This window comes from Parvibaculum sp., assembly GCF_049671045.1.
In the GTDB taxonomy this organism is placed as follows: Bacteria; Pseudomonadota; Alphaproteobacteria; order Parvibaculales; family Parvibaculaceae; genus Parvibaculum.
This window is the reverse complement of record NZ_JBATUH010000016.1, coordinates 18,111-41,965: the sequence shown is the minus strand read 5'-3', so window position 1 is coordinate 41,965 and position 23,855 is coordinate 18,111. Positions and strand designations below refer to the sequence as shown.

The following is a 23,855-nucleotide window of genomic DNA, read 5'->3' as shown; positions in this document are numbered from 1 at the left end:
CCGTTTGGCGTCGGCCAGTAATAGAGTTCGATCGGCTTCGGTTGGCTCCTCTTCGCATGAGCCGACCGACTGGAGGCGCGCGTCACCGCTTTTGCGGTCGCGGCAGGCCGGCGACTACCGGTCATTACTTCTTCGCAGCCGGCTTCCGCTTCGCGGCGGGCTTCTTCGCCGCCGGCTTCTTGACGGCGGCCTTCTTGGCTGCCGGCTTCTTCGCCGCAACCTTCTTCACGGCGGGCTTCTTCGCCGCGGTCGCCTTCTTCGCGGCGGGCTTCTTCGCCGCCGGCTTCTTGGCGGCTACCTTCTTGGCCGCCGGCTTCTTCGCCGCAACCTTCTTCACGGCGGGCTTCTTCGCCGCGGTCGCCTTCTTCGCGGTGGTCGCCTTCTTCGCGGCGGGCTTGCGCTTCGCCGGCGCCTTCTTCGCAGCCGTCGTGCGGGCGGCGAGCTTCTTCACGGTCTTCGCCTTCGCAGCGGGTTTCTTCGCAGCAGGCTTCTTGGCCGCAGCCGGTTTCTTGGCGGCGGGTTTCGCTTTAGCTTTCGTAGCCATGTTTCTCTAGCTCCTGATGTGCCGTTATCGTTGGCGACAATCCACTGACTCGCAACGCACACACTTGACGCGCCCTCGTACCCCTCAGACGCGGGAAATAATATGAGCGCGGTCAATGGTCTCCGCAACACACTGTTGCATTTTTGTGCAAGCGTATCCCGCCCACTCTCTGCGGAAAGTGGTTGACAAACGGTTGATCGGAGCCCTCGAAAAATTCGTCAGCCGTCGGACGATAGGCCGAGCTTGGCTGCCAGAATTTGATTCACGACTTGCGGATTTGCCTTGCCAGACGTGGATTTCATGACTTGTCCGACAAACCAGCCAGCAAGAGCAGGTTTTGATTTTACCTGTTCGACCTTGTCCGGGTTGGCGGCGATGACGGCGTCGATGGCCGCCTCGATGGCGCCCGTATCGGTCACCTGGCGCAGACCTTCTTTTTCGACGATTTCGGCCGGGTCGCCGCCCGTTTTGTACATCGAATCAAAAATCTGCTTCGCGATTCGCCCGGAGATGGTGCCGTCCGAAATGAGGTCGATGAGCTTTCCGAGATGCTCCGCAGAGACCGGAGACGTCTCGATCGAGTGCCCTTCGCGGTTCAGCGCGCCGAAGAGTTCGACCGTCACCCAGTTCGCCGCGAGCTTCGGATCGCGCCCCTTGGCCACCGCCTCGTAATAGTCAGCGGTCGCCCGCTCGCCGACGAGAACGGTCGCGTCATAGGCCGAGAGTCCGTACTCCGACATAAGCCGCGCCTTCTTGTCGTCCGGGAGTTCCGGCAGGCCGGCCTCGATCGCATCGACTTCGGCCTGCGAGAGTTCCAGCGGCAGAAGATCGGGATCGGGGAAGTAGCGATAGTCATGCGCCTCTTCCTTCGAGCGCATGGAGCGCGTCTCGCCGAGCTTCGGATCGAAGAGCCGCGTCTCCTGATCTATCGTGCCGCCCTCCTCGAGAATTTCGATCTGGCGGCGCGCTTCATATTCGATCGCCTGGCCGATGAAGCGGATCGAATTGACGTTCTTGATCTCGCAGCGCGTGCCGAGCGGACCGCCGGGGCGACGCACCGAGACGTTCACGTCGGCGCGCAGGCTGCCCTCTTCCATATTGCCGTCGCAGGTGCCGAGATAGCGCAGGATCGTTCTGAGCTTTGTCACGTAAGCCTTTGCTTCGTCGGCAGAACGCATATCCGGCTTCGAGACGATTTCCATCAGCGCGACGCCTGCGCGATTGAGATCGACATGGCTCGATGTCGGGCTCTGGTCATGCACGCTCTTGCCCGCATCCTGTTCCAGATGCAGCCGCTCGATGCCCACGCGCTCCGAGCGCCCGCCCGGAAGATCGATCACGATCTCGCCCTCGCCCACGACCGGGTGCTTGAACTGCGAGATCTGATAGCCCTGCGGCAGATCGGGATAGAAGTAGTTCTTCCGGTCGAAGATCGAGCGCAGATTGATCTTCGCCCTGAGCCCGAGGCCGGTCTTCACCGCCTGCTCGACGCAGTAGCGGTTGATGACGGGAAGCATGCCAGGCATGGCGGCGTCGACGAAGCTCACCTGCGTGTTGGGCTCCGCGCCGAAGGCGGTCGATGCGCCGGAGAAGAGCTTCGCGTTGGAGCTGACCTGGGCATGGACTTCGAGGCCGAGCACGATTTCCCAATCGCCGGTCGCGCCCTTGATCAGATCTTCGTTACGGGGTTCGCGTTCGCGCATTACGCCCTCCACCAGACTTCGGGTTCGGCCGTGAACCGGGCCGCTTCTTCAAGCGCGTAGGCCGCGCGGAACAATGTCTCCTCGTCGAAGGTTCGGCCGATGAGCTGGAGGCCGAGCGGCAGCCCGTCGCTCGAAAGACCGGCCGGCACCGAGATGCCCGGAAGCCCGGCGAGGTTCACCGTCACCGTGAAAACATCGTTCAGATACATGGACAGCGGATCGGCGGTCTTCTCGCCGATGGCGAAGGCGGCCGAGGGCGCCGTCGGCGTCAGCAGCACGTCGCATTTGCGATAGGCTTCGGCGAAGTCGCGCGCGATGAGCGTGCGGACCTGCTGGGCCTTGAGGTAGTAGGCGTCGTAATAGCCAGCCGAGAGCACATAGGTGCCGATGAGCACGCGCCGCTTCACCTCCGGCCCGAAGCCCGCGGCGCGGGTCTTCTCATACAGATCGGTGATGTCCTTGCCCTCGACGCGCAAGCCATAACGCACGCCGTCATAGCGGGCGAGGTTCGAGGAACACTCCGCCGGCGCCACGATGTAATAGGTCGGCAGCGCGTATTTGGTGTGGGGCAGGCTCACATCGACGATCTCGGCGCCCGCCGCCTTCAGCCACTCGACGCCCTTCGTCCAGAGCGCGTCGATCTCGGCCGGCATGCCGTCGATGCGGTATTCGCGCGGAATGCCGACCTTGAGCCCCTTCACGCTCTGGCCGAGCGCGGCCTCATAGTCCGGCACGGGCATGTCGACGCTGGTCGCGTCCTTCTCGTCATGCCCGGCCATGGAGCGAAGCATGATCGCCGCGTCGCGCACGTCGCGCGCGATGGGTCCGGCCTGATCGAGCGAGGAGGCGAAGGCAACGATGCCCCAGCGCGAGCAGCGCCCATAGGTCGGCTTGACGCCGACCGTGCCGGTGAACGCCGCCGGCTGGCGGATGGAGCCGCCCGTATCCGTCGCCGTCGCTGCGAGGCAGAGCTTGGCCGCTACCGCCGACGACGAGCCGCCCGACGAGCCGCCGGGAACGATCTTCGCGTCCGAGCCCTTGCGCCGCCACGGATTGACGACCGGGCCGTAATAGCTCGTCTCGTTGGACGAGCCCATCGCGAACTCGTCATTGTTGAGCTTACCGAGCATGACCGCGCCGTCGCGCCAGAGGTTCGCGGTCACCTGCGATTCATAAGGCGGCGTGAAGCCGTCGAGAATGTGGCTGCATGCCGTCGTCAGCACGCCCTTCGTCGCGAAGAGATCCTTGATGCCGAGTGGCAGCCCTTCGAGCGGCCCGCCCTCGCCCTTCGCGAGCCTCGCATCCGACGCCTTCGCCATTTCGCGCGCCTTCTCCGGCGTCTCGGTCACGAAGGCGTTGAGAACCTTGCCCTCGCCGATCGCGGCGATATAGGCCTCGGTCAGTTCGAGCGAGGTGATTTCCTTCTTCCGCAGCGCGTCGCGCGCGCCAGCCAGTGTCAGCCTGGTCAGATCGGTCATCTCTTACTCCACCACCTTCGGCACGACATAGAAACCGTCCTCGGCTCCCGGCGCGTTCATCGTCACTTCCTTCTGCAGATTGCCCGACGACACCACGTCGTCGCGCATCTTCATCTGCATCGCGACCGCGCTCGTCATGGGCTCGACACCGCTGGTGTCGACTTCCCGCAACTGTTCGACCCAGTCGAGGATTGTGTTGAGTTCGCCTGCGAGCGCCGAAAGCTCGTCTTCCCGGACCGCGATCCTCGCGAGCCGGGCGATTTTCCGGACCGTGTTCTGATCGACCGACATTGGCCTGCCTTTGCTATGGTTCGGAGAGGGGATGCGCGCCTGGCCGAAGCGGCCCCGCGCAGTCCAGACTTGCCGACCCCGAATGGAGGAATCCCCCCAAGCGGAGGAATCGTGGGGGACCATAACAAAGCCGGAGCGTCAGCCGCAACGACGCCGCTCTTTATATATGGGGATATCCGATTGCGCGCCCCGCAGCGGGCGGCTATCGTCCGCCGTGTCATAAATCTTTTAAGGAAAATAACGAGTTGAGCGCCAATGTGAAGAATTTGAGCGAGCTTCGGGCGCTGCTGAAGAAGGGCGAGCGCCTGATGGGGGTCGATCTCGGCTCCAAAACCATCGGCCTTGCGCTCTCCGACATCTCGCTCACCGTCGCATCGCCGCTCGAAACCATCAAGCGGGCCAAATTCACGGCCGATGCCGCCCGGCTTCTCGGCCTCGCCAGCGAGCACGGCGTCGGCGGCCTTGTCATCGGCCTGCCCGTCAACATGGACGGGAGCGAAGGGCCGGCCGCGCAGTCGGCGCGCGCCTTCGCCCGCAATCTCGAAAAGCTCTCGCCCCTTCCCATCGCCTTCTGGGACGAGCGCCTCTCGACGGCCGCCGTCACCCGCACGCTCATCGAGGCGGATGCGAGCCGCGCGCGCCGCGCCGAGCTTGTCGACAAGATGGCCGCCGCGTACATACTGCAAGGCGCGCTGGAGCGCCTGCGGAGCCTGCCCTAGAGCCCACGCGGAAACGAGCGGCAGACGAACCGAGAAACCGGAGAGCTTCATTTGCTCCTGATGAAATCCCCGCTCCCGCGCGAGCAGCGTCTTCTGCTCCTGCTCGTCGGCAGTTCGCTCTTCATCAACAATTACGACCTCGGCATCTTCGCCCTCGCGCTCCCGCAGATTCAGGCGTCCCTGCAAATTCCCGAGGAACATCTCGGGCTCTATACGGGCGTCATCCGCTTCGGCGTGCTGCTCGCCTTCCCCCTCGCCTTCATGGCCGATGTCGTCGGCAGGCGGCGGCTGCTCATCCTCACCGTGATCGGAATGACGCTTGCCACGGTGCTGAGCGCCTTCGCCCAGACGGCCACGCAATATCTCATCCTGCAAACGCTGGCCCGCTGCTTCTCCTATGCCGAGGAGATGCTTTGCTACGTCATCATCGCAGAGGAGATCAACCCCCGGCAGCGCGGCTGGGCGCTCGGCCGCCTCGCCGCCCTCGGCACGCTGGGCTATGGCCTCTCGTCGCTCCTTTATGGCCAGATCGACGCGCTGCCCCATGGCTGGCGCGACTTCTACCTCGTCGGCGCGGCCGGGCTCGTCATCATCCTGTTCGCGCGCCGGAACCTGAAGGAAACGCAGCGCTTCCTCGCGCACAGCGCGACGCGAACGGCGGCCCAGGGCCTGCGCGACCATCTTCGGCCCATCGTCTCGCTCGCCAGGGCCTATCCCGGCCGCTTCGCCGCGCTGGTGGCCACCACCGCGCCCTATTCGTTCGGCCTTGCCGCCGCCTTCGCCTTCATCTCCAAGTTCCTGCAGGAAACCCATGGCTACGCCCCGGCGCATGTTGGCTATCTGCAATTCTTCGGCGGGGCGCTGTCGATCCTCGGCTTCTTCGTCGCCGGCCGCGTCAGCGACATTGCCGGCAGGCGCGCCGTGCTCGGCGTGTGCATACCGGTCGTCGTCACCCTCTTCATTCTCTTCTACATGACGGGCGACCCGAGGCTTCTCATCGCAAGCTGGATCGGCTGCCTCTTCTTCTACTTCGCCTCCGAGGTGACGCTCTCGGCGCTCGGCAGCGAACTCTTCCCGACCTCCTACCGCTCCACCTCCTCGGCCGCGCGCGGCGTCATCAATGTCGCGGCAGGCATTGCCGGGCTCGCCGCCGAAAGCGCGCTCTACCCGATCGTCGGCTCGCATGCCATTTCGATCGTCATCCTCCTTGGCGTAGCGCCGCTCGCCATCGTTCCGGTCATATTCTTCCTGCCCGAAACGGCGCGCCGCTCGCTCGACGAGGTGTCGCCCGAGATCGAACTGGACATCGAAGCCGCTCCGACCCCGTTTCCGTGAGGCCGCATGCTCTCGATCCTCAATTCCCTCATCCCGATCTTTCTCGTCATCGGCCTTGGCTTCGCCATGCGGCGCAGCGGCTTTCCGGGCGAGGGAATCTGGCTGCCGCTCGACCAGCTCAACTACTACGTTCTCTTCCCCGCGCTCCTGACCTACACGCTCGCCGTCGCGGACCTCGAGAATTTCGATGTCTGGCCCATGGCCTGGGCGCTTGCAGCCGGATTGCTCACCATGGTCGCGATCCTCGTCCTCTGGCAGAGGGTGCGGCCGATCGCCGGGCCTGAATATTCGAGCGTCTTTCAGGGCGCCGTGCGCTGGAACAGCTTCGTCGCCCTTGCCTCCATCGCATCGCTCTATGGCAAGGAAGGCGTCGCGCTCGCGGCCGTTTCCTTCGCCGTGCTCGTCCCCCTCGCCAACATACTCTCGGTGACGGTGCTCACGCGCCACGCCATGGGCATTTCGCCGAAGCCCGCGACCGTCGTGAAGCTCCTGGCGAAGAACCCGCTCATCCTCGCCTGCGTTCTCGGCATCTTTCTGAATGCGACCGGCATCGGCCTGCCGGGCCCGCTCGCCGTCACCGCGAAAGTTCTCGGCGACGCCTCGCTCACCCTCGGCCTCATCGCCGTGGGCGGCGGCCTTCGCATCGGTCACATACTGGAAGCGAAGCGGATCGTCCTTGTCACGAGCGCGCTCAAGCTCCTCGTCATGCCGGCGATGATGATGGGCTATTGCATGCTCTTCGGCGTGACCGGCCTTCCCCGCCTCGTCGTTCTCATCTGCGGCGCGGTGCCGGGCGCGACCTCCTCCTATGTGCTCGCCCGCCAGCTCGGCGGCCATATCGAGCTGATGGCGAGCCTCATCACCGGCGGGACAATCCTCGCCATGCTCACCATGCCGCTGATGCTCTGGATTTTCGGCTGAGCCGTCACCCGCGCGCGAGCACGAAGACGGCCGCCGCCATGAGCGCGATCCCCGCCACCATGTCGAGCCGCCAGCGCGGAGGCGCGAGCTTTTGCGCGAGCACAATGGCCGCAAGCGCGCCGATGGCGACAGGGTTCATCACGCCCGCGACGAAGAGCAGCCCCATCAGCGCCGCGCAGCAGCCGAGACAGAACAGGCCGTGCCGCAGCCCCTTGGCGAGATTTCCGCTCCGCGCATGGGCCGCCAGAAATTGCGCGGGCGAGCGGCAGGATTCGAGGCAGACCGATTTCAAGGGCGTCAGCTCGAAGATCCCCGCCGCCGCGAGCAGGGCCGCGCGCGCAAGCGGCGAGCCGAGCTGCATTTCATCCGTCAGCCACGATTGACCGAAAAGATAGGCCTGCAGAAGCGCGGCAAGCAGGCTGAAAGCGATCCACACCGCGAGATAGCCGCCCGCGAAGCCGAGCGTCGCCGCCGCAGGGCTCTTCGCCGGGTCGCTGAAGCGCCGGTGCCGCGCGAAGAGCAGCAGCATGGGCGCCGCGCTCGGCAGCATCATGCCGATCATCATGGCGATCCACATCGGCGCGAGCCAGGAGAACGATTCCCAGTTCATCGCCATGGGCATTGCCATGTCGGGCATCGCCATGTCGGGCATGTCCGCCATGCCTTCCATGTTCGGCATGGTCGGCATGGAGGGGCCCGCCACGAGATAGGCGATGCTGATGGCGACGAGCGACGAGATCGCAAGCAGCACGATCACGCGGTCCTGGCGCACCAGCCGCTCCACCAGTGCATCCCCGCTACGGACTTCGACCATGATTTCGATCCGGCCTGTCAGCGGACGACGCCGTCACCCGTCCAGTGCACTTCGGCGATGTGGCCATGCCCCGCCGCCCAGCTGAGCGGAATGGCGGCTGCCTTGCCCGTCTCCGTCCTGCTGCTGACGAAATCGGCTTCCGCATATTCGAAGCCGTTCGGCAGGCTCACCCGCGCGACATGCTCCTGCCCCGTGACCGGGTTGTGGATCGGCTCGTCATGCACCTCGACGACATTCGCGATGCGGAAATGACCTTGCCGCTTCTTCCGATCGAGCGTGAAGTCGATCGGCACGAAAAGCGGATCGTGCATGCGCGTCAGCGTCGCCGCGAAGACATTGAAGATCGTCGCGCCGGGTTCCGTCTCGGCGCCGCTCATGATCGCCAGAAGCGCGTTCCGCTGCGCCTCGTTGGCGCGCGCGTCGATAAAGGGCTGCGCTTCGCCGTCGCCTTGGTGAATGGCCTTCGGCCAGGCGAACAATCCTCCAAAGCGGAGGCCGTCAAGTTTCGTTTCGCCGAAATGTCCGCGCTCGATTTCGATGGCCGTCGACGCACGGCAATGACCATGCGTCGGCAGTGCATTGAATTGGCACGGACAGCCCCAGTCGCAATTGCAGGCCGTGATTTCGACGCCCTTGAGACTCCAGTCGATACGGGCCATGGCGCGCTCCATCGGGTGTGGTCGGACGCATCGGTCGTCAGCACGCAAGCAAGAGCAGGACTCTAGACCTTCGGCCGGAACACCTCAATCGACTGCATGCCCGACAAGCGCTCTCCTACCTCCAAAGAGTTAGGCGCGCTCAATACGCGGGCGTGGCGCGCTCCAGTATCGCGCGCTGGTCGGCTTCCGCCGGAAGCGTGCCGTAAAGATCGCCCCAGTCGCGGCCGAGGCGCGTCGCGCAATAGGCGCTCGACACATAAGCGGGCGAATGTTTGAGGATGAGGGCGCCAGCCGCGAGCTTCGCCATCACCTCGACGATCTGGCGCGAGCGCGCCTCGAGCGAAGCCGGATCGCTGAACGCATCCTTCAGCGCGTCGAGCGCGCCGTCATAGGCGCGGTTCTCGCCGCGCGCGCTCTCGAATTCGGCGAAGACAACCTCGAGCGCCTGCGGCTCGCGGACGAGCGCGCGCAGAACGTCGAGGCACATCACATTGCCGGATCCCTCCCAGATCGCGTTCACTGGCATTTCGCGATAGATGCGGCCCGCAATCCCCTCTTCCACATAGCCATTGCCGCCAAGGCATTCCATCGCCTCATAGGCAAGGTTCGGGGCGCGCTTGCAGACCCAGTATTTCGCCACCGGCGTCATGATACGCCGGTAGGCGGCCTCCGCTTCATCCGTATGTGCATGATCGAAGGATCGCGCCACGCGGAAGGAAAGAACTGTCGCCGCCTCCGTTTCGAGGGCGAGATCGGCGAGCACATTGGCCATGAGCGGCTGGTCGATGAGCTTCTTCTGGAAGACCGTCCGGTAGGAACAATGATGCACCGCCTGCGCCACCGCCTGCCGCATCATGCCCGCGCTCGCCACCGCGCAATCGAGCCGCGTATAGGTCGCCATCTCGATGATGTTGCGCACGCCTCGCCCTTCCTCGCCGATCAGCCAGCCGCTCGCCGCCTGAAACTCGACCTCGGAAGATGCGTTCGAGCGATTGCCGACCTTCTCCTTCAACCTCTGTATACGGATCGAATTCTCCTCGCCATCGGGCGTGAAGCGCGGCATGAGGAAACAGGAAATGCCGCCCGGCGCCTGCGCAAGCACGAGAAAGGCGTCGCACATGGGCGCGGAGAAGAACCATTTGTGCCCGGTGATGCGGTATTCGCCGCCCGGCCCGCCCTTGCCCACGGGCTCGGCCGTCGTCGTGTTGGCGCGCACATCCGTGCCGCCCTGCTTCTCGGTCATGCCCATGCCGAAGGTGATGCCCTTCTTTTCCTTCGCCGGAACGAAGCGCTCGTCATATTCGCGCGAGAGGATGCGCGGCACCCACTCCCTGGCGAGATCGGGCTGGAAGAGGAGCGCCGGCACCGCCGCATTGGTCATGGTGATCGGGCAGCCATGACCCGCCTCGATCTGCGTCATCATGTAGGTGCCCGCGAGCCGGGCCACGACCGCGCCCGGCTTCGGCGCCGAGCCGTCCTTGAGGTGGTCCCAGGGCGAGCCATGAAGGCCCTGCGCGACCGACAGCGCCATGAGCTGATGATAAGAGGGGTGGAACTCGACCCGGTCGATACGATGCCCGAAGCGGTCGAAGCTCTTGAGCACCGGCAGATAGGTGTTCGCCTGCCGCCCGAGGTCGATCACCTCCGCCGTGCCGATCTTCGCGCCGAACGCCGCAAGGCCGTCCCGCGCCGCGCCGCCGCCTTCCCGCTCCACCGTCTCCGTGAGCGCGCGGTCGGATGTGTAGAGATTATAGTTTTCCAACGCCGGCGGCTGGTTGAAGACCTCGTGAGTCGCAAAGGCACGCGGACTGGTCATGATCTCGCCCTCCATTTCCTGTCGCCTGGAGCCTAGCACGGCACCAAAAATGTGGGGATATCCGCGAGAGCCCGCGCCTGCCCTTGCCGCCTCCGGGAATCGGCCCTATACAATCCGGCTTTAATGACAAACGCGGACAAACAGACCGTCCCCCTCTTCCCGCACCGGCACCTGCTGGGCATAGAGGGGCTTTCCCCCCGCGACATCACGTCCCTGCTCGATCTTGCCGACACCTATGTCGAGCAGAACCGGCAAGTCGACAAGAAGGGCTCCGTCCTTCGCGGTCGCACCCAGATCAACCTCTTCTTCGAGGCATCGACACGCACGCAAAGCTCCTTCGAGCTGGCGGGCAAGCGCCTCGGCGCCGACGTCATGAACATGTCGGTGGCTTCATCCTCGGTGAAGAAGGGCGAAACGCTGATCGACACGGCGGTGACGCTCAACGCCATGCATCCCGACCTCATCATCATCCGGCATGGCGAGTCGGGCGCGGTCGAACTTCTCTCGCAAAAAGTGTCCTGCTCGGTCGTCAATGCGGGCGACGGCGCCCATGAGCACCCGACCCAGGCTCTGCTCGACGCCCTCACCATTCGCCGCCGCAAGGGCCGCCTCGAGGGGCTCATCGTCGCCATCTGCGGCGACATTCTGCACAGCCGCGTCGCGCGCTCGAACATCCTGCTGCTCAACGCCATGGGCGCGCGCGTCCGCGTCGTCGCGCCGCCGACGCTGCTGCCCAAGGGCATCGACCGCTTCGGCGTCGAGGTCTTCCACGACATGCGCAAGGGGCTCGAAGGCGTGGACATCGTGATGATGCTGCGCCTCCAGCTCGAACGCATGACGGGCTCCTATGTCCCGTCGCAGCGCGAATACTTCCACTATTACGGCCTCGACTACGAGAAGCTCGCCTTCGCCAAGCCCGATGCCCTCATCATGCATCCGGGCCCGATGAACCGCGGCGTCGAGATCGACAGCGCCGTCGCCGACGACATCGACCGCAGCGTCATCCGCGAGCAGGTCGAGATGGGCGTCGCCGTGCGCATGGCCGTCCTCGACGCGCTCGCGCGCAACCTGCCGAACGAGCGCCAGCCATGAGCCGCACAGCCTTCATCAATGCGCGCCTCCTCGACCCCGCTTCGGGCTATGACGAGCTGGGCGCCCTTCTCGTCGAGGATGGGCGGATCGCCGATCTCGGCCCGTCGATCTTCGCCGGCGGCCTGCCCGAAGGCGCGGAGATCGTCGATTGCGGCGGCCATGTTCTCGCCCCCGGCCTCATCGACATGCGCGTCTTCACGGGCGAGCCCGGCGCCGAGCATCGCGAGACGCTGCGCACGGCGAGCCATGCGGCGGCGGCCGGCGGCGTCACCACCTTCATCGTCATGCCGAACACGAACCCCGTGATCGACGATGTGGCGCTCGTAGATTTCATCGAGCGGCGCGCGCGCGACACCGGCATCGTTCATATTCATCCCATGGCCGCGCTGACCAAGGGCCTCGCCGGCGCCGAGATGACCGAAATCGGCCTTCTGCGGGAAGCCGGCGCCGTCGCCTTCACCGATGGCGAGCAGGCCGTCTCGAACGCTCAGGTCATGCGCCGCGCCATGGCCTATGCCGCGCATTTCGATGCGCTCGTCGTCCAGCATGCCGAAGTGCCGGAGCTTGCGACCGGCGTCATGAACGAGAGCGAGCTTGCAAGCCGCCTCGGCCTTGCCGGCATCCCGGCCGTTGCCGAGACGATCATGATCGAACGTGACCTCCGCCTCCTCGAACTCACGGGCGGGCGCTACCACGTCGGGCAGGTCTCATCGGCCGCCTCCGTCGATCTCATCCGCCGCGCCCGGCAGAACGGCCTCAAGGTCACTTGCGGCGTATCGGCCGCCCATCTCTATCTCAACGAGAACGACGTCCAGAGCTATCGCACCTTCTTCAAGCTCTCGCCGCCGCTCCGCTCCGAGACAGATCGCAAGGCGCTCGTCGCGGGGCTTGCCGACGGCACCATTGACGTCATCGTCTCCAGCCACGACCCGCAGGACGCCGAGGTCAAGCGGCGCCCCTTCGCCTCGGCGAATTTCGGCGCCATCGGCCTCGAAACCCTGCTGCCCGCGGGCCTCGCCCTCGTTCACAATGGCGACCTGCCGCTGTCCCGGCTTCTCGGCGCCATGACCTATGCCCCGGCCGACCTGCTCGGCCTCGCCACGGGCCGCCTCGCGGCCGGGCTCCCCGCCGATCTCGTTCTCATCGATACGGACGTGCCATGGCTCGTCGATGCCGCTAAGCTGCATTCGATCTCGAAGAACACACCCTTCGAGGATCGGCGCATGCAGGGGCGCGCGCTGCGCACCGTTGTGAGCGGCCGCACGGTCTATGTTCAGGGGGAAGGAGCACGCTGACCATGCTGGTTGAGATCGATTGGGGCACGGCCTGGCCGTGGGCCCTCGCCGCGCTTGCGCTCAGCTATCTGCTGGGCTCGATCCCGTTCGGATTGATCTTCACACGGATGGCCGGTCTCGGCGACATCCGCGACATCGGCTCCGGAAATATCGGCTTCACCAACACGCTCAGAACCGGCAACAAATGGGTTGCGGGCGCCACGTTCCTCGGCGATGCGGGCAAGGGCATCGTGGCGGTGCTGGTCGCGGAGCGCATCGGCCCCGAGGAGCTTTCCTTCGCCATGGCGACGATAGCGGCGGCCGCGTCCTTTCTCGGCCATCTCTACCCCGTCTGGCTCGGCTTCAAGGGTGGCAAGGGCATCTCGACCTTCATCGGCGTCAACCTCGCGCTTTACTGGCCCGTCGGGCTTCTTTTCTGCGCGACATGGCTCGTGGTCGCCGCCCTCTTCCGCTACTCCTCGCTCTCCGCGCTCGTCGCCGCCGCGCTCACGCCCGTCTATCTCGTGCTTCTGCACCGCACGGACCTTCTGCCGCTGAGCCTCGTCCTTGTCGTGCTCATCTTCATCGCCCATCGCGAGAACATCGCCCGCCTCATCGCCGGCACCGAATCGCGTATCGGCGCGAAAAAATGACAGGCGCGCTCAGCGCGGCCGAACGGCTCGCCCGGCTCCGGCTGGCGCGGAGCGAGACCGTCGGCCCGGTCACATTCAGCGAATTGCTTCAGCACTTCCCGAGCGCGGTCGAGGCGCTCGAAGCGCTGCCGGCGCTCGCCCGGCGCGGCGGCCGCAAATCCCTGCTCCGCATTCCAGGCCGCGCCGAAGCCGAACGCGAGATCGCGGCCGTCGAAGCGGCGGGAGGGCGTCTCCTCCTTTATGGCGATGCCGAATTCCCGCGCCGCCTTGCGATGATCGATCCGCCGCCGCCCGTCATCACGGTTCGCGGCGCGCTCCATCTCGCCGCGCAAAAGACCGTCGCCATTGTGGGTTCGCGCAACGCATCCGCGGCGGGGGCACGGATCGCCGCGACCATCGCCCGTGATCTCGGCCAGGAAGGCTATGTCGTCGTCTCGGGGCTTGCCCGCGGCATCGACGCGGCCGCCCATCGCGCCTCGCTCGATGGCGGAACCATAGGCGTCGTCGGCGGCGGTCTCGATGTCGTCTATCCGGAGGAGAACCGCCAGCTCCATGCGCAGGTCGCCGAGCGCGGCCTGCTCGTCGCGGAAATGCCGCTCGGCACGCAGCCGCGCGGCAAGCTCTTCCCGCGCCGCAATCGCATCATCTCCGGTCTCGCGCTCGGCGTCGTCGTCGTCGAGGCGGCGATGCGCTCGGGCTCGCTCATCACGGCGCGCTTCGCGCTCGAGCAGGGCCGCGATGTCTTCGCCGTTCCCGGCTCGCCGCTCGATCCGCGTGCTCATGGCTCGAACAGCCTCATCAAGCAGGGCGCCGCCCTCGTCGAATCAGCCGCGGACGTGATCGCCGCGCTTGCCCAGACACCGGCCTCTCCCTTCGCCGAGCCGGACACGCCAGGGTTCGTCCGGCGACCGGCCCTGGCGGCGGCGGAACCCGACGCGGAGATGCGTGCGCTCATCACCTCCGCCTTGAGCCCGACGCCAACGCCGGTCGACGACCTCGTCCGGCAGACCGGCCTCGCCGTGCCTCACATTCGCATGGTGCTGCTGGAACTGGATCTCGCAGGAAGGCTCCACCGCTCGCCCGGCGACCGCGTCAGCCTACTTCCGGCGGAACAGCCATCCGGCGGCTAGCTACCGCTCGCCCCTGCGGCGGGCGCTCGTTCGGCGGCGGAACGGCCGAGCGTCAGCAGCCTCGCCTCCTCCACCGCCATGCCGATCAGGTAAGAAAGAAAGCGGTGCCTGCGCGCCACGGCAAGCCGCCGCGCGCCCATGAGCAGTTCGAGGAGATAGGCGGCGATCTCCTGATCGGAGGCTTCCGCGGAGAAGGAGAAAGGCGCTGCGCCTTCCTCCGCCATGAGCGACGAGCCCGCCGCCGATGCCTTGGCCGAACTCCCAAAAGACGATGCGTCTATGATGCCGCGCATATTCACCTCCCCTCGCTCTGGTATGGCGGCGCCCCGTCAAACCACCCCAAGAGACTACATCTTTATGATTATATGTACAAACAAATCCAATCCAAATTATTTAGCGATGATTTGAACCCTTCGGTGGGGTCTTTCGCGCCCGCATGCGCGACGCGGCGGCCAAATCCAATTTTCCGCGGATTTCTGCGGCATTTGACAGCCCCTCCTCTTTTCCTCATGTTCTGCCAACTGTTGACCGAGCCGACGGCGGCGGCGGCCAGCCATCCGTCTTGCCCATCGGCAAGGTGCCATCCCGGTTCGGTCGGAGGCCGGGTTGCTGCCGGCTGTACAGGGGATATGCCCTCGCCCGCCGCTGGGTGAGAGGCTTCGGCCGGCCCAGATCTGCCGGATCGGGCCGTTGCGAATTTGGAGAGCCAGAGCACCCTATGGACGTCGTCATTGTTGAATCGCCGGCCAAGGCGAAGACGATCAACAAATATCTCGGCAAGGGCTTCAAGGTCCTGGCCTCCTATGGCCATGTCCGCGACCTGCCTTCCAAGGATGGCTCGGTTCTGCCCGACGACGACTTCCGCATGGCCTGGGACGTCGATCCGAAATCCCAGAAGCGGCTCAACGACATCGCCGCCGCGGTCAAGGGTGCCGACAAGCTCATCCTCGCCACCGACCCCGATCGCGAGGGCGAGGCGATCTCCTGGCACGTCCTCGAAGTGCTGAACAAGAAGAAGGCGCTGCAGGGCATCGACGTGCAGCGCGTCGTCTTCAATGCGATCACCAAGAATTCCGTGCTCGAGGCGATGAAGCATCCGCGCGCCCTCGACAAGGAATTGATCGACGCCTACCTCGCGCGGCGCGCGCTCGACTATCTCGTCGGCTTCACGCTTTCGCCTGTGCTTTGGCGCAAGCTGCCCGGCGCGCGTTCCGCCGGGCGCGTGCAGTCGGTGGCGCTGCGTCTCATCTGCGATCGCGAACTCGAGATCGACGCCTTCCGCTCGCAGGAATACTGGACCATCGAGACGGACTTCAAGACGGCCTCCGGCGCGCCCTTCACCGCGCGGATCGTCAATCTCGACGGCAGGAAGCTCGAAAAATTCGACATTCCGAACAAGGCGACGGCGGACGAGATCGTCGCGCGTGTCAAGGCTTCGCGCTTCTCGGTGAAGTCCGTCGAGAGCAAGCCCGCGCGCCGCAATCCCTATCCGCCCTTCACCACCTCGACATTGCAGCAGGAAGCCTCGCGCAAGCTCGGCTTCTCGGCGAGCCGCACCATGCAGATCGCCCAGCGCCTTTATGAAGGCGTCGAGATCGACGGCGAGACGACCGGCCTCATCACCTATATGCGAACCGACGGCGTGCAGATCGCCGACGAGGCGATCGCGGCCGCGCGCACCGTCATCAACAATGAATTCGGCGAGGCTTACGTTCCCTCCGCGCCGCGCGTCTACAAGACCAAGGCGAAGAATGCGCAGGAAGCGCATGAAGCCATCCGCCCGACCGATCTTGCGCGCCTGCCCAAGCATGTGTCGGCCGTGCTCGACGACGATCAGCGCCGGCTCTACGAACTCGTCTGGAACCGCACCGTCGCAAGCCAGATGGAGAGCGTGCAGCTCGAGCGCACGACCATCGAGATCGAGGCCGACGAGCAGCAGATCGGACTACGCGCGACGGGCTCCGTCATTACCTTCGACGGCTTCCTGCGCCTCTATCAGGAAGGGCGCGACGACCCGGAGGATGGCGAGGAAGGCGGCCGCCTGCCCAAGGTTTCGCGCGGCGACAAGCTGGGGCTCGGCGATGTGCGCGCCGACCAGCACTTCACCGAACCGCCGCCGCGTTTCACCGAAGCGACGCTCGTGAAGCGCATGGAAGAACTCGGCATCGGCCGCCCCTCCACCTATGCCTCGACGCTGCAAACGTTGCGCGATCGCGGCTATGTGCAGATGGACAAGGGCCGCTTCGTGCCCGACGACAAGGGCCGGCTCGTCACTGCCTTCCTTGAAAACTTCTTCACCCGCTATGTCGAATACGACTTCACCGCCGACCTCGAGGAAAAGCTCGACAAGGTTTCGGCCGGCGAACTCGACTGGAAGCAGGTGCTGCGCGATTTCTGGAAGGACTTCACCGGCGCCGTCGGCGAGGCGATGGAGCTTCGCATCACGGAAGTTCTCGACCGGCTGAACGAGGTGCTCGGCCCGCATGTCTTCCCCGACAAGGGCGACGGCAGCGATCCGCGCAAATGCCCGAACTGCGCCGATGGCAAGCTCTCGCTCAAGGTCGGCAAGTTCGGCGCCTTTGTCGGCTGCTCGAATTATCCCGACTGCCGCTATACGCGCCAGCTCACCGCGGGCGCGGAGGGCGAGGAAGCCGCGTCCGGCGAGCGCACGCTCGGCGTCGATCCCGAGACGGGCAAGCCCGTGCTCATCAAGTCCGGTCGCTTCGGCCCCTATGTCCAGCTCGGCGAGGCGGAAGACGGCGAGAAGCCGAAACGCGCCGGCATCCCACGCGGCACATCGGCGGCGACGCTCACGCTGGAGCGCGCGCTCGAGCTGCTCTCGCTCCCGCGCGAAGTCGGCATCCATCCGGAGACGCGCCAGCCCATCACGGCCGGGCTCGGCCGCTTCGGCCCCTTCATCCTGCATGAGGGCGTTTACGCCAATCTCAAGGACCCCGAAGAGGTCTTCACCATCGGCGTCAACCGCGCGGTCGATCTCCTCGCCGAAAAGGCGCTGAAGGCCAAGGCGCGCGCCGGAAAGATGCTGCGCGATCTCGGCGCGCATCCCGAAGACGGCAAGCCCGTGCAGATCATGGAAGGCAAATACGGTCCTTACGTGAAGCACGGCTCGACCAACGCGACCCTGCCCAAGGACACCGACATCGAGAGCTATACGCTCGACGAGGCTGTCGCGCTCGCCGCCGAAAAATCCGGCAAGGCGCCGAAGAAGAAGGCCGCCGCGACCAAGGCGGAAAAGCCCGCGAAGAAAGCCGCCTCGAAAAAGCCGACGGCGAAGAAAAAGCCGGCCGCCAAGAAGCCTGCAGCCAAAAAACCCGCTGCGAAGAAGGCCGCGCCTAAAGCGAAGGCCCGCGCCACCGAGTTGGCGGACTGATGACGCCCCGCAGGAAAACCGCATCGGGAAAAGACACGCCCAAAAAGCGCGAACGATCGAACGGCCTGCCCTCCCGGGAGCAGATCCTCGAATTCATCTCCTCCGCGACCGGCCCCGTCGGCAAGCGCGAGATCGCACGCGCCTTCGGCATCAAGGGCGCCGACCGCATCCCCCTGAAGCAGATGCTGAAGGAGATGGCCGAGGAAGGGCTACTCGCCAAACGCGAGGGGCGCAGGCTTCATCGCGCGGGCGAGCTGCCGCCCGTCACGGTCATCGAGATCACGCATAGCGACACGGATGGCGAACTCATCGCCCGCCCCGTCGACTGGACCGGCGAAGGCGCCGCGCCCGAAATCGTCATCACGCCCGAGCCTCACAAGGGCCGCATCGGCGAGCGCGATGCCGAACCGCCCGCAGGCGTGGGCGACCGCTTGCTTGCCCGGCTCACGCGCACGACGGAAGAAGGCGAAGTCTACGCTTACGAGGCGCGCATCATCCGCCGCGTCGGCAAGGGCGCGGAACAGGTGCTCGGCCTCTTCCGCGAAACCTCCGAGGGCGGACGGCTGGTGCCTGTGGACAAGCGCGTCCGCAATGAATCCGAAATCGCCCGCGCCGATACGGGCGGCGCGAAGGACGGCGATCTCGTGCTCGCCGAAATCGTTCCCGGCAAGCGCTATGGCCTTTCGCGCGCGCGTGTGCGCGAGGTCTTCGGGCGCAGCGACGATCCGAAATCGATCAGCCTCATCGCCATTCACGCGCATGGCATTCCCGACAAATTTCCCGACAGCGTGCTCGGCGAGGCGGAGGCGGCGAGACCGCATGGCATCGAGGGCCGCACGGATCTGCGCGACATTCCGCTCGTCACCATCGACCCTGAAGACGCGCGCGATCATGACGATGCCGTCTGGGCGGGCCCGGACCCCGATCCCGTGAATGAAGGCGGCCATGTGGTGATCGTCGCCATCGCGGATGTCGCGGCCTATGTGCGGCTGGGTTCGCCGATGGATCGCGAGGCGCGCAAGCGCGGCAACTCAACCTATTTCCCCGATCGCGTCGTGCCGATGCTGCCCGAGCGCATCTCGAACGACCTCTGTTCGCTCCGCGAAAAGGAAGATCGCGCCTGCTTCGCCGTGCGCATGGTCTTCGATGCGAACGGCAACAAGCGCCGACATGAATTCATCCGCGGCTTCATGCGCTCGGCGGCGAGGCTGAGCTATCGCCAGGTGCAGCAGGCCATCGACGGCGCGCCAGACGACAAGACAGGCCCCATTCTGGAGCCCGTGCTCCGCCCGCTCTGGGACGCCTACAAGACGATTTCCATCGCGCGCGAGAAACGCGGTCCGCTCGATCTCGACCTGCCGGAATATAAGGCGCGGCTCGATGAGCGCGGCCGCATCGCGGCCATCCGCATCGCAGACAAGTTCGAATCCATGAAGCTCATCGAGGAGTTCATGATTCAGGCGAATGTCTGCGCCGCCGAGACGGCCGAGCAGCGGCAGACATCGCTCATCTATCGCATTCACGACGCGCCCTCGCGCGAAAAGCTCGTCGCCCTGTCCGAATTTCTGCAGACGCTCAATCTGAGCTTTCCGAAGGGCCAGGTCGTGCGTCCGACGAATTTCAACCGCATCCTCGCGGAAGTGGACGGCACGGAATTCGACCAGATGGTGTCGAGCATCATCCTGCGCTCCCAGGCGCAGGCGGTCTATTCTCCCGACAATATCGGCCATTTCGGGCTCAACCTGCGCCGCTACGCGCATTTCACCTCGCCCATCCGCCGCTATGCCGATCTCGTCGTGCATCGCGCGCTCATCGCGGCGCTGCGCTTCGGCGCCGATGGTCAGAGTGCGGATGAAGCAGGCTCGCTCGCTGAAATCGCCGAGCACATCTCCGAGATGGAACGCCGCTCCATGCTTGCCGAGCGCGATTCCATGGACCGCTTCATCGCCGCCTTTCTCGAGGCGCGCATCGGCGCGGAATTTCCCGGCCGCATTTCCGGCGTCACGCGCTTCGGCCTTTTCGTGCGCCTCGATGAAACCGGCGCAGACGGCATCGTGCCGATCTCCAATCTCGGCACGGAGTTCTTCCACCATGACGAGGCGGGCCATGCGCTCATCGGCGAGCGCAGCGGCCTCACCTTCCGCCTCGGCGAGCGCGTCTCGGTGCGTCTGGAAGAGGCGGTTCCGGTCACGGGCGGATTGCGATTTGAAATCGTCGAAGGCGGCACGGAAGGAAAGCCCGCTGGCCGCCATGGCGCGGCTTACGGAAAGGGGCGCGGAAAGGCGCCTCGCCGCGCCGCCGCCAAGCCCGGCAAAAAACCCGCCCAAAAATCCCGGAAGAGTGCCAAACTCCGTGCCGGCCAGAAACCGGCTGTGAAGCGCGCCAAACAACCACATACCGACTAAGGGTGTTAAGCAGCGTCAACCTGCCGCATTCAATCGTCTCTGGAATAAGACAAATCTACGAGATCGCCCTTTAGCCAGATGGCACGAATGAGCACACTTTCGGATATGTACGAACCCGCCGGTCCCCAGATCGTTCGCCATGAGGTCAGGCCCTTCGGCCGCTCTGTGTGGCGTGGCTTCTCAATGCGCTGCCCGGCCTGCGGCGAAGGTCATATATTCCGGGCCTTTCTCAAGATCGCCGACCGCTGCCCCCATTGCAGCGAGGAGCTTTTCCACCACCAGGCCGATGACGCGCCGCCTTACTTCACCATTCTCATTGTCGGCCATGTGATCGTGCCGATCATGCTGGCGGTCGAGCTCGAATACATGCCGCCGCTCTGGGTCCACATGACGCTGTGGCCGCTGGCGACGCTGCTGCTCTCGCTGATTCTGCTCCCCCGCATCAAGGGCGCGGTGGTCGGCCTGCAATGGTCGCGGCGCATGCACGGATTCGGCGACGAGCCCGACTTCTGATCGCGCCGTTCTGGACAGGCCCGGGATCAGGGCGCATCCTGCCCGGACAACGAAATTGAATCCGGGAAAGACAAGATGGCGGAAACGGCAACAGGGTCGTTCGACCCCAAACATTCGCGCGATCAGGAATTCCGCGAAGCGGCCCAAGGGCGCGCCGTGCGCCCGCGCGATGCGGCGACCCTGATCCTGGTTCGCAATGACGGCAGCGCGCCGCGCGTTCTGATGGGCCAGCGCCACGCGAACCACAAATTCATGCCGAACAAGTTCGTCTTCCCCGGCGGGCGCGTCGATCCGGCCGACAGCCGCATCCGCCCGGCCGAGGATCTCCGCAGCGACGTCGCCCAGCTTCTTCTGGCCCGTATGCGCGGCACGCCGAGCGAGAATCGCGCCCGCGCGCTTGCCATGGCCGCGATCCGCGAAACCTTCGAGGAAACGGGCCTCGCCGTGGGCCGCCCCATCGGCTCGCCGCAATCGAGCAAGCACAAGGATTGGGCCGCCTATTTCTCGACCGGCGTTTCGCCCGCGCTCAGCGCGCTCGATTTCGTCGCCCGCGCCATCACCCCGCCCTATCGCACGCGCCGCTTCGATACGCGCTTCTTCATCGCCGATGCGGAACTCATTCAGGGCGATCCGTCGCACATCGCCGGTTCGGGAGAATTGCAGGGCCTCCACTGGATCAGCATCAAGGACGCGGAAGACCTCGACCTGCCGAACATCACCCGCGTCGTGCTCGCCGAAATCGACGAGCGACTGCGCCAGCCGCTGGCCGCGCAGAAGAAGCGCGCCGTTCCCTTCATCCATTTCCGGAACGGTCAGGCGATCCGGGATACGCTGGTTCCCTGACATGTCCGCCAAAGAAAGCATTGGCGGCGTTCGCGTGCGCCCGCGCGACGCCGCAAGCCTCGTTCTTGTCGATGAACGGGGCGCGGAACCCCTCATCCTCATGGGGCGGCGCCATGCGCGCATGAAGTTCATTCCCGACGCTTTCGTCTTTCCCGGCGGAAAGCTCGATCCCGAGGACTTGCGGGTGAAGCCCGCCACGCCTCTGGGCGATGTGGCCTTCGGCGCGAAGACGCAGGCGCTCGCCATGGCGGCGATCCGCGAAACATTCGAGGAGACGGGCCTTCTCCTCGCGGCGCCGGGCGATGTCGGGCCGGATGCAGGCGCCACATGGGCCGAGTTTCGCGCGCAGGGCATCGCGCCGCGCCTCGACGCGCTGTCAGGCGTCGCCCGCGCCATCACGCCCGCCGGAAGCCCTATCCGCTTTCACGCGCGCTTCTTCACGGCCTCCGCGACGGAACTCGACGGAACGCTGCGCGGCAGCGGCGAGCTTGAAGACCTCGACTGGTATCCGCTTTCCGAGGCGCTCAAGCTCCCCGTCATCGACGTGACCGAATTCGTGCTCCACGAAATCGGACGGCGCGCGGCGGGCGATTCGCGCAAGCGCGTTCCGCTCTATTGTTACCGAAACAACCGCCCTCTGGTCCGCGCCTGAAAAAGAGGCGGCCGGAGCGGTCCCATGGAGCGGCAATCCGACATGCAGGAAAGCCAGAGCCTCAATCTCGAGGCGCGAGAGGAACCGTTGAGCCGGGCGGACCGGCGGCGCAGCCTCATCGCCGTCATCGCCTGCATCACCGTGGTCGGAATCGGCCTCGGCTCGTCGATCCCGTTGCTTGCGCTCCTCATGGAGCGGCGCCAGATCCCCGCCCTGCTCATCGGCCTCAACACCGCGATGCCGGCCATCGCGACCTTCATGCTGACGCCGTTCATTCCGCGCCTTCTGCGCCGCGTGCCCGTCATTCCCTTCCTGCTCGCCTGCGTCGCCGTCTCGGCGCTGGCAATGCCCTGCTATTACATCTTCCAGAACGTCTGGCTCTGGTTTCCCATCCGCTTCGTCAACGGGCTCGCCATCACCGGCCTTTTCGTGGTCAGCGAGTTCTGGGTCAATTCGCTCGCCGACGAGAAGAATCGCGGCAAGCTCATGGGGCTTTACGGAACGATCCTTTCCTGCGGCTTTGCGGCGGGGCCGGCGCTTCTCTATCTCGCGGGCGCGGACGGCGCGCTCCCCTTTCTCCTCATCGGCTCCCTGGTGCTCGCAGGCGGCGTGCCGCTTCTCATTTTCGGCCGCGGCCTCGCGCCGAGCATCAAGGAAAAGCCGAGCCATGGCTTCCTGACATTCCTCCTCGTCGCCCCGGCCGCGACGCTCGCCGGCCTCATCTATGGCGCCACCGAAACCAACATCTTCAACATGCTGCCGATCTATGCGCTGCGTTCCGGCATGGGCGAGCAGGCGGCGGCATTCGTCCTGACGATCTTCGCGGCCGGCAACATCGCCTTCCAGTTCCCGATCGGCCTCATCGCCGACAGGATCGACCGCCGGGCGGTTCTTCTGGTCTGCGCGGCAGGCGGCTTTCTCGGCATCCTCGCCATCCCCTTCACCACCTTCTCCATGCCGCTCTTCGCGCTCGTCCTCTTCGTCTTCGGCGGCGTCGTGGTCGGGCTCTATACGGTCGGCCTGACGCTGCTCGGCCAGCGCTTCCGGGGCGCGGACCTTGCCGCCGCCAATGCCGCCTTCGTCATGATGTATTCGACGGGCGCGCTGGTGGGGCCGCCGCTCTCGGGTTTCGCCATGGATCTCTGGAACCCCCACGGGCTGATCGTCGCCATGGGGAGCCTCTGCGGGATCTATCTCATCGTCGCCGGCTGGCGATACGCAAAGGCATCGCCCGAGGCCCAGGGCGCGCTCTGAGGCGGCCCGCCACGAGCCCGAAACTCGCTTGCACCTCCGGGCCTTAGCAAGATCGAGAGCGGACTTGACTTAGCCTCTCGGGCGAGTAGTCTGCGCCGCAATCCGCACATCCACTGATCTGCGAGAAGAACCTTTCGCGGGCGCCTTGGCCGACCCGCCCAAATCAAGGATTTCGAGCCATGGCGAAGCCGGCTTCCATCAAGATCAAGCTCGAAAGCAGCGCGGGCACGGGCTATTTCTACGTGACCAAGAAGAATTCCCGCACGATGACGGAAAAGTTCGTCATCAAGAAGTACGACCCGATCGCGCGCAAGCACGTCGAGTTCAAGGAAACCAAGATCAAATAAGCGTTGAGCGGGCGCCTCGCC

General features: G+C 65.3%; 22 protein-coding genes. 14 read left to right on the top strand and 8 right to left on the bottom strand.

The genetic code is table 11. From position 1 onward, the window contains the following. Positions 1 to 124: 124 nt before the first annotated feature. The 4 genes from WBG82_RS01510 to gatC form a co-directional block, all read right to left on the bottom strand. Positions 125 to 544, bottom strand: coding sequence for a histone H1-like repetitive region-containing protein (locus WBG82_RS01510; protein ID WP_324300171.1), 420 nt, complete (start codon positions 542 to 544; stop codon positions 125 to 127). 218 nt (positions 545 to 762) lie between these two features. Next, the gene (gene gatB / locus WBG82_RS01505; protein WP_424420499.1) at positions 763 to 2,247 is read right to left on the bottom strand and encodes an Asp-tRNA(Asn)/Glu-tRNA(Gln) amidotransferase subunit GatB; all 1,485 of its coding nucleotides are present in this window, start codon (positions 2,245 to 2,247) and stop codon (positions 763 to 765) included. Next, a complete protein-coding gene (gene gatA, locus WBG82_RS01500; RefSeq protein ID WP_424420496.1) occupies positions 2,247 to 3,725 on the bottom strand; it encodes an Asp-tRNA(Asn)/Glu-tRNA(Gln) amidotransferase subunit GatA in 1,479 nt (492 codons plus the stop codon). Before gatA ends, gatB begins: the two co-directional genes overlap by 1 nt. 3 nt (positions 3,726 to 3,728) lie before the next feature. Then, positions 3,729 to 4,016 carry an Asp-tRNA(Asn)/Glu-tRNA(Gln) amidotransferase subunit GatC gene (gene gatC, locus WBG82_RS01495; RefSeq protein ID WP_424420493.1) on the bottom strand — a complete coding sequence of 96 codons (288 nt, stop codon included), beginning with the start codon at positions 4,014 to 4,016 and terminating at the stop codon, positions 3,729 to 3,731. A gap of 308 nt (positions 4,017 to 4,324) precedes the next feature. Here gatC and ruvX point away from each other — a divergent pair, with 308 nt between their 5' ends. The 3 genes from ruvX to WBG82_RS01480 are packed head-to-tail and all read left to right on the top strand — an operon-like array spanning position 4,325 to position 6,991. Beyond that, positions 4,325 to 4,735 carry a Holliday junction resolvase RuvX gene (ruvX, locus tag WBG82_RS01490; RefSeq protein WP_424420515.1) on the top strand — a complete coding sequence of 137 codons (411 nt, stop codon included), beginning with the start codon at positions 4,325 to 4,327 and terminating at the stop codon, positions 4,733 to 4,735. Between the two features lie 60 nt (positions 4,736 to 4,795). Further along, a complete protein-coding gene (locus WBG82_RS01485) occupies positions 4,796 to 6,070 on the top strand; it encodes an MFS transporter (protein WP_424420490.1) in 1,275 nt (424 codons plus the stop codon). A gap of 6 nt (positions 6,071 to 6,076) precedes the next feature. Then, entirely contained in the window at positions 6,077 to 6,991 is a 915-nt protein-coding gene (locus WBG82_RS01480; protein ID WP_424420487.1) for an AEC family transporter, read from the top strand. Positions 6,992 to 6,995: 4 nt separating this feature from the next. Here WBG82_RS01480 and WBG82_RS01475 read toward each other — a convergent pair whose 3' ends face one another. The 3 genes from WBG82_RS01475 to WBG82_RS01465 all read right to left on the bottom strand — a co-directional run bounded on the left by WBG82_RS01475 (position 6,996) and on the right by WBG82_RS01465 (position 10,280). Next, positions 6,996 to 7,805: a DUF2182 domain-containing protein gene (locus WBG82_RS01475; RefSeq protein ID WP_424420485.1), complete on the bottom strand. Its 810-nt coding sequence runs from the start codon at positions 7,803 to 7,805 to the stop codon at positions 6,996 to 6,998. Positions 7,806 to 7,822: 17 nt separating this feature from the next. Further along, on the bottom strand, positions 7,823 to 8,464 hold the full coding sequence (locus WBG82_RS01470) for a DUF1326 domain-containing protein (protein WP_424420482.1): 642 nt from the start codon (positions 8,462 to 8,464) through the stop codon (positions 7,823 to 7,825). Positions 8,465 to 8,603: 139 nt separating this feature from the next. After that, complete coding sequence (locus tag WBG82_RS01465; protein ID WP_424420479.1) at positions 8,604 to 10,280, bottom strand: isovaleryl-CoA dehydrogenase; 1,677 nt, start codon at positions 10,278 to 10,280, stop codon at positions 8,604 to 8,606. A gap of 123 nt (positions 10,281 to 10,403) precedes the next feature. Here WBG82_RS01465 and WBG82_RS01460 point away from each other — a divergent pair, with 123 nt between their 5' ends. Genes WBG82_RS01460 through dprA form a run of 4 tightly spaced genes read left to right on the top strand, consistent with a single transcriptional unit; the run spans position 10,404 to position 14,429 of the window. Continuing rightward, complete coding sequence (locus tag WBG82_RS01460; RefSeq protein ID WP_424420477.1) at positions 10,404 to 11,372, top strand: aspartate carbamoyltransferase catalytic subunit; 969 nt, start codon at positions 10,404 to 10,406, stop codon at positions 11,370 to 11,372. Beyond that, positions 11,369 to 12,667: a dihydroorotase gene (locus tag WBG82_RS01455; RefSeq protein ID WP_424420475.1), complete on the top strand. Its 1,299-nt coding sequence runs from the start codon at positions 11,369 to 11,371 to the stop codon at positions 12,665 to 12,667. Before WBG82_RS01460 ends, WBG82_RS01455 begins: the two co-directional genes overlap by 4 nt. 2 nt (positions 12,668 to 12,669) lie before the next feature. Then, positions 12,670 to 13,299, top strand: a complete 630-nt coding sequence (gene plsY / locus WBG82_RS01450; protein WP_424420472.1) for a glycerol-3-phosphate 1-O-acyltransferase PlsY — start codon at positions 12,670 to 12,672, stop codon at positions 13,297 to 13,299. After that, complete coding sequence (dprA, locus tag WBG82_RS01445) at positions 13,296 to 14,429, top strand: DNA-processing protein DprA (protein ID WP_424420469.1); 1,134 nt, start codon at positions 13,296 to 13,298, stop codon at positions 14,427 to 14,429. The genes plsY and dprA overlap by 4 nt, the downstream gene beginning before the upstream one ends. On the opposite strand, the gene WBG82_RS01440 is transcribed toward dprA, so the two are convergent. Continuing rightward, positions 14,426 to 14,722: a hypothetical protein gene (locus WBG82_RS01440; RefSeq protein WP_424420466.1), complete on the bottom strand. Its 297-nt coding sequence runs from the start codon at positions 14,720 to 14,722 to the stop codon at positions 14,426 to 14,428. The two genes, dprA and WBG82_RS01440, sit on opposite strands and share 4 nt — an antisense overlap. Before the next feature lie 425 nt (positions 14,723 to 15,147). On the opposite strand from WBG82_RS01440, the gene topA reads away from it, so the two are divergent. The 7 genes from topA (at position 15,148) to rpmG (ending at position 23,834) form a co-directional block, all read left to right on the top strand. Further along, complete coding sequence (gene topA, locus WBG82_RS01435; RefSeq protein ID WP_424420464.1) at positions 15,148 to 17,820, top strand: type I DNA topoisomerase; 2,673 nt, start codon at positions 15,148 to 15,150, stop codon at positions 17,818 to 17,820. After that, complete coding sequence (gene rnr, locus WBG82_RS01430) at positions 17,820 to 20,225, top strand: ribonuclease R (protein ID WP_424420461.1); 2,406 nt, start codon at positions 17,820 to 17,822, stop codon at positions 20,223 to 20,225. The genes topA and rnr overlap by 1 nt, the downstream gene beginning before the upstream one ends. An 87-nt stretch (positions 20,226 to 20,312) precedes the next feature. After that, entirely contained in the window at positions 20,313 to 20,738 is a 426-nt protein-coding gene (locus WBG82_RS01425) for a DUF983 domain-containing protein (protein WP_424420458.1), read from the top strand. 75 nt (positions 20,739 to 20,813) lie between these two features. Then, positions 20,814 to 21,581, top strand: coding sequence for an NUDIX hydrolase (locus WBG82_RS01420; protein WP_424420455.1), 768 nt, complete (start codon positions 20,814 to 20,816; stop codon positions 21,579 to 21,581). A 1-nt stretch (position 21,582) separates the two neighbouring features. Next, positions 21,583 to 22,233, top strand: a complete 651-nt coding sequence (locus tag WBG82_RS01415; RefSeq protein WP_424420452.1) for an NUDIX hydrolase — start codon at positions 21,583 to 21,585, stop codon at positions 22,231 to 22,233. 24 nt (positions 22,234 to 22,257) lie between these two features. Continuing rightward, the gene (locus tag WBG82_RS01410) at positions 22,258 to 23,487 is read left to right on the top strand and encodes an MFS transporter (RefSeq protein ID WP_424420450.1); all 1,230 of its coding nucleotides are present in this window, start codon (positions 22,258 to 22,260) and stop codon (positions 23,485 to 23,487) included. 179 nt (positions 23,488 to 23,666) lie between these two features. Next, positions 23,667 to 23,834, top strand: coding sequence for a 50S ribosomal protein L33 (rpmG, locus tag WBG82_RS01405; protein ID WP_324300211.1), 168 nt, complete (start codon positions 23,667 to 23,669; stop codon positions 23,832 to 23,834). Positions 23,835 to 23,855 lie beyond the last annotated feature (21 nt).

Bases quoted from the DNA above. Each gene is read 5' to 3' on its own strand.
- WBG82_RS01510 (WP_324300171.1), bottom strand. From the start codon at position 544: ATGGCTACGAAAGCTAAAGCGAAACCCGCCGCCAAGAAACCGGCTGCG.
- gatB (WP_424420499.1), bottom strand. From the start codon at position 2,247: ATGCGCGAACGCGAACCCCGTAACGAAGATCTGATCAAGGGCGCGACC.
- gatA (WP_424420496.1), bottom strand. From the start codon at position 3,725: ATGACCGATCTGACCAGGCTGACACTGGCTGGCGCGCGCGACGCGCTG.
- gatC (WP_424420493.1), bottom strand. From the start codon at position 4,016: ATGTCGGTCGATCAGAACACGGTCCGGAAAATCGCCCGGCTCGCGAGG.
- ruvX (WP_424420515.1), top strand. From the start codon at position 4,325: ATGGGGGTCGATCTCGGCTCCAAAACCATCGGCCTTGCGCTCTCCGAC.
- WBG82_RS01485 (WP_424420490.1), top strand. From the start codon at position 4,796: ATGAAATCCCCGCTCCCGCGCGAGCAGCGTCTTCTGCTCCTGCTCGTC.
- WBG82_RS01480 (WP_424420487.1), top strand. From the start codon at position 6,077: ATGCTCTCGATCCTCAATTCCCTCATCCCGATCTTTCTCGTCATCGGC.
- WBG82_RS01475 (WP_424420485.1), bottom strand. From the start codon at position 7,805: ATGGTCGAAGTCCGTAGCGGGGATGCACTGGTGGAGCGGCTGGTGCGC.
- WBG82_RS01470 (WP_424420482.1), bottom strand. From the start codon at position 8,464: ATGGCCCGTATCGACTGGAGTCTCAAGGGCGTCGAAATCACGGCCTGC.
- WBG82_RS01465 (WP_424420479.1), bottom strand. From the start codon at position 10,280: ATGACCAGTCCGCGTGCCTTTGCGACTCACGAGGTCTTCAACCAGCCG.
- WBG82_RS01460 (WP_424420477.1), top strand. From the start codon at position 10,404: ATGACAAACGCGGACAAACAGACCGTCCCCCTCTTCCCGCACCGGCAC.
- WBG82_RS01455 (WP_424420475.1), top strand. From the start codon at position 11,369: ATGAGCCGCACAGCCTTCATCAATGCGCGCCTCCTCGACCCCGCTTCG.
- plsY (WP_424420472.1), top strand. From the start codon at position 12,670: ATGCTGGTTGAGATCGATTGGGGCACGGCCTGGCCGTGGGCCCTCGCC.
- dprA (WP_424420469.1), top strand. From the start codon at position 13,296: ATGACAGGCGCGCTCAGCGCGGCCGAACGGCTCGCCCGGCTCCGGCTG.
- WBG82_RS01440 (WP_424420466.1), bottom strand. From the start codon at position 14,722: ATGCGCGGCATCATAGACGCATCGTCTTTTGGGAGTTCGGCCAAGGCA.
- topA (WP_424420464.1), top strand. From the start codon at position 15,148: ATGGACGTCGTCATTGTTGAATCGCCGGCCAAGGCGAAGACGATCAAC.
- rnr (WP_424420461.1), top strand. From the start codon at position 17,820: ATGACGCCCCGCAGGAAAACCGCATCGGGAAAAGACACGCCCAAAAAG.
- WBG82_RS01425 (WP_424420458.1), top strand. From the start codon at position 20,313: ATGAGCACACTTTCGGATATGTACGAACCCGCCGGTCCCCAGATCGTT.
- WBG82_RS01420 (WP_424420455.1), top strand. From the start codon at position 20,814: ATGGCGGAAACGGCAACAGGGTCGTTCGACCCCAAACATTCGCGCGAT.
- WBG82_RS01415 (WP_424420452.1), top strand. From the start codon at position 21,583: ATGTCCGCCAAAGAAAGCATTGGCGGCGTTCGCGTGCGCCCGCGCGAC.
- WBG82_RS01410 (WP_424420450.1), top strand. From the start codon at position 22,258: ATGGAGCGGCAATCCGACATGCAGGAAAGCCAGAGCCTCAATCTCGAG.
- rpmG (WP_324300211.1), top strand. From the start codon at position 23,667: ATGGCGAAGCCGGCTTCCATCAAGATCAAGCTCGAAAGCAGCGCGGGC.